Annotated in this window: 2 protein-coding genes; both read left to right on the forward strand. The window is 40.2% G+C overall.

The genetic code is table 11. The features are described 5' to 3' along the window. The coding region (locus tag QNK26_RS14150) for a beta-galactosidase domain 4-containing protein (protein WP_319224077.1) at positions 1-1,282 on the forward strand (1,282 nt) is incomplete at its 5' end. A 480-nt stretch (positions 1,283-1,762) separates the two neighbouring features. Continuing rightward, entirely contained in the window at positions 1,763-2,767 is a 1,005-nt protein-coding gene (locus tag QNK26_RS14155) for a substrate-binding domain-containing protein (RefSeq protein WP_319224080.1), read from the forward strand. The last annotated feature ends 371 nt before the right edge of the window (positions 2,768-3,138 follow it).

Consider the following 3,138-nt stretch of genomic DNA (forward strand, 5'->3'; position numbering starts at 1 on the left):
TTTCCCGGATCGCAGCGCGCATCCAACGCTGCAAGAAGCAAAATATTGCCAACGTATGATCACAGCAACATTACTCGAGCAAACAGACTCTTTTTGTCGCCTTAAGATCATTAATGAAAACCTATTCCGTAGTACCGAGAATGAACTATTGAACTGGAGTTTATTAGAAGATGGTGTGCAAATACAGTCAGGTCAACTTCCACTTTGTATTGCTGCTGATAGTCATTTAGAGATTGATGTGAATGTAAACTTTACAGCAAAAGCACATGCTCAATATCACTTGAATACAGATATTTGCCTAATTAATGCAACACCTTGGGCTGAGGCGGGGTACATAACTGCAACTGAACAGTTTAGCCTGTGTAATAATGCGGGGTTACTATTACCAGATACGAGCTGCGATAGTACACCAATTTTAGAAGCTCAAGGACAGCAAATTATAGTGTCGAGCTTGGATAAAAAGCATCAATGGCAGTGGAGTACAGAAACCGGATTACTGACAGATTGGACTGTGGACAATAAAGCGCAGTTATTAATGCCACCTGAGGATAATTTCTTCCGTGCACCGTTAGACAATGATATTGGTATTAGTGAAGTCGATAATATCGATCCAAACGCGTGGGCATGTCGATGGGATGAAGCTGCTCTTGGCCAATGGCAGCGTCAATGTATTAAATGTGTGAGTGAAAAAAGCAGTGATACAGTGAAAGTAAGCTCAACATTTGTTTACCGTCATAATGATATTGTTCAAGCGATTACAGTTTGGATTTATACGCTTGATAATCACGGTGCAATGCAGGTTGATGTGGATGTTAAACTGGCGAATCATTTGCCACCAATGCCACGTATCGGTTTAGCATTACAACTACCGTTAACAACGCAAGATAATAAAATCACTTGGCAAGGTTTAGGGCCATTTGAAAACTATCCAGACCGATTAGCAGCGGCACGTTTTGGGGCGTATTCATTGGACTTAACAGAGATGTACACCTCTTATATATTTCCAACTGATAGTGGTTTACGAAGTGGCTCTAAGTTGCTGAATGTGAATGGTGTTGAGATATCTGGCGCGTTTATGTTCAGTGTTAATCAATATGCTCAGCAACAATTAGCGGATGCTAAACACAGTAATGAACTGGTTCCATCGAAAGGAATCTTCGTTAATGTAGATCATCAACATATGGGCGTTGGTGGTGATGACTCGTGGAGTCCTAGTGTGCATAATGAGTTCCTATTAATGCAAAAAGATTATCGTTATCAAATTGTGTTAAAGGTGAATTAAGACTGTTATCTGTATATACCCGTTATCATTCAAGATGCAAAATTCAGCAAGCTGTGAGGTGAATAGATTCTAGGCAGAAAGTAGAAGGTCTAACTAGTTCAATCGATACTTTCTAACAACGAAGATATTTGCCTCAAAGCTTGCCCTACGGGTCGGCAGCTCGAAAACTAATTCGGCGGTGCAGTATTCGATAAGGACTAGTCATTGTCATCGTACTGCGTCTTGCCTTAGTCCCCGAGCTGAAGACTGAATAAAGCATTTTGATTGGTAACGGGTATAGATTAGCCTCCTTTAAGTTACTTTACTTTTATGCGTCAATCTAACCGTTATCATGTTAATAACTCCGCCAGTTGATACCTGGCGGCTGTTATATAACCCTGCCCCGCAAAAACCCCATTCCCCATCAGAATCATCTAGTTAATATTTGTGTTATAGCTACATCTATTGTTAAATAAGCCCATACACTAAATAGAGGACGTTATGGCTACCATCAAGGATGTTGCAAAAGAAGCTGGAGTATCTATCGCTACCACTTCGCGAGTAATAAATAATTCACCGCAAACCAGTGAAGCATCCGTTGCTGCGGTTAAAGCGGCGATGGTAAAGCTTGGTTATCGCCCAAATGCCAATGCACGTGCATTAGTAAGTAGATCATCGAATACAATTGGTGTTTTAGTCAATGACGTATCGGCTCCTTTTTTTGGTACCATGGTAAAAGCGATTAATATTATTGCAAGCGAGCAGGGAAAACAGCTGTTAATTGGTTGTGGTTATCATGATGCGAGCGCAGAGAAAAGTGCGATTGATCTGCTGATTAATAGCCGCTGTGAATCTTTGGTCGTGCATAGTAAAGGTCTGAGTGATGAAGAGTTAGTTTGCTTGGCAAAAGAGATCCCCGGTATGGTGATTATCAACCGAGTAGTGCCTGAGATTGCAGCTCGTTGCATTGCTTTAGATAACCACCAAGGTTCTTACATGGCGACCGAATACCTGATTAGCCACGGCCATAAAAAAATTGGTTATATCTGCTCTAACCATGATATTGATGATGCGCATGATCGCCTTGCAGGTTACCAAAGTGCGTTGCGTGATAACGGTATCGAGCCAAAAGATGAGTATATCGAATACGGTGAACCCGATGAGTTAGGTGGGGAAGAAGCAATGATGAACTTGATGGCTAAAAACACCGATATCACAGCAATAGCGACTTATAATGACTATATGGCAGCAGGGTGTTTAGCGCTACTGCAGGAAAATGGCGTTAGTATTCCAGAGGATATGTCAGTGATTGGCTTTGATGATGGACACCTTGCTCGTTATATCTACCCTCGCCTCACAACGATTCGTTATCCAATTCAAGTGATGGCGGACGAAGCGGTTAAGCTCGCCTTGAAACTTGCTATTAATAAAGATATTGAGCACAAAGAACGAAAATTATTTATGCCTACTTTAGTTCGCCGCGCATCGGTTCGTTCAATTAAATAATTCGGATTAGTCTATTCAAATACTGGCTTCTGCAGGTTTCACATTATCTAGGATTAATAGCGATTTTCTGATTTAATATCTATTGGTTAGCTTACTTGAATTGTTGCACTTTACCCCCGCAATTACTAAATCCTCCTTATCTCCGTCATCATTCAGGATGCTGAATAAAGCAACTTGAATGATAACTAGTTTATTTCTAGCCATATTTACTTAGTTAAAAAGCTTATTACTACTTGCTGATTTTTCATATTTATATTTATCCTTGGCAAGTCAGAATTATTCATTGGTATCGTTTACAATTGAGTAAACAAGAGGTATCTTAAATTGATATTAGCGTGTAAAAATAGTTTCGAAATAATCATTTTCAGCAT

Source organism: Moritella sp. (assembly GCF_033791185.1).
Classification (GTDB): domain Bacteria; phylum Pseudomonadota; class Gammaproteobacteria; order Enterobacterales; family Moritellaceae; genus Moritella.

What these genes read in the sequence shown, in the direction of transcription:
- QNK26_RS14155 (WP_319224080.1), top strand. Translation starts at nt 1,763, where the DNA reads ATGGCTACCATCAAGGATGTTGCAAAAGAAGCTGGAGTATCTATCGCT.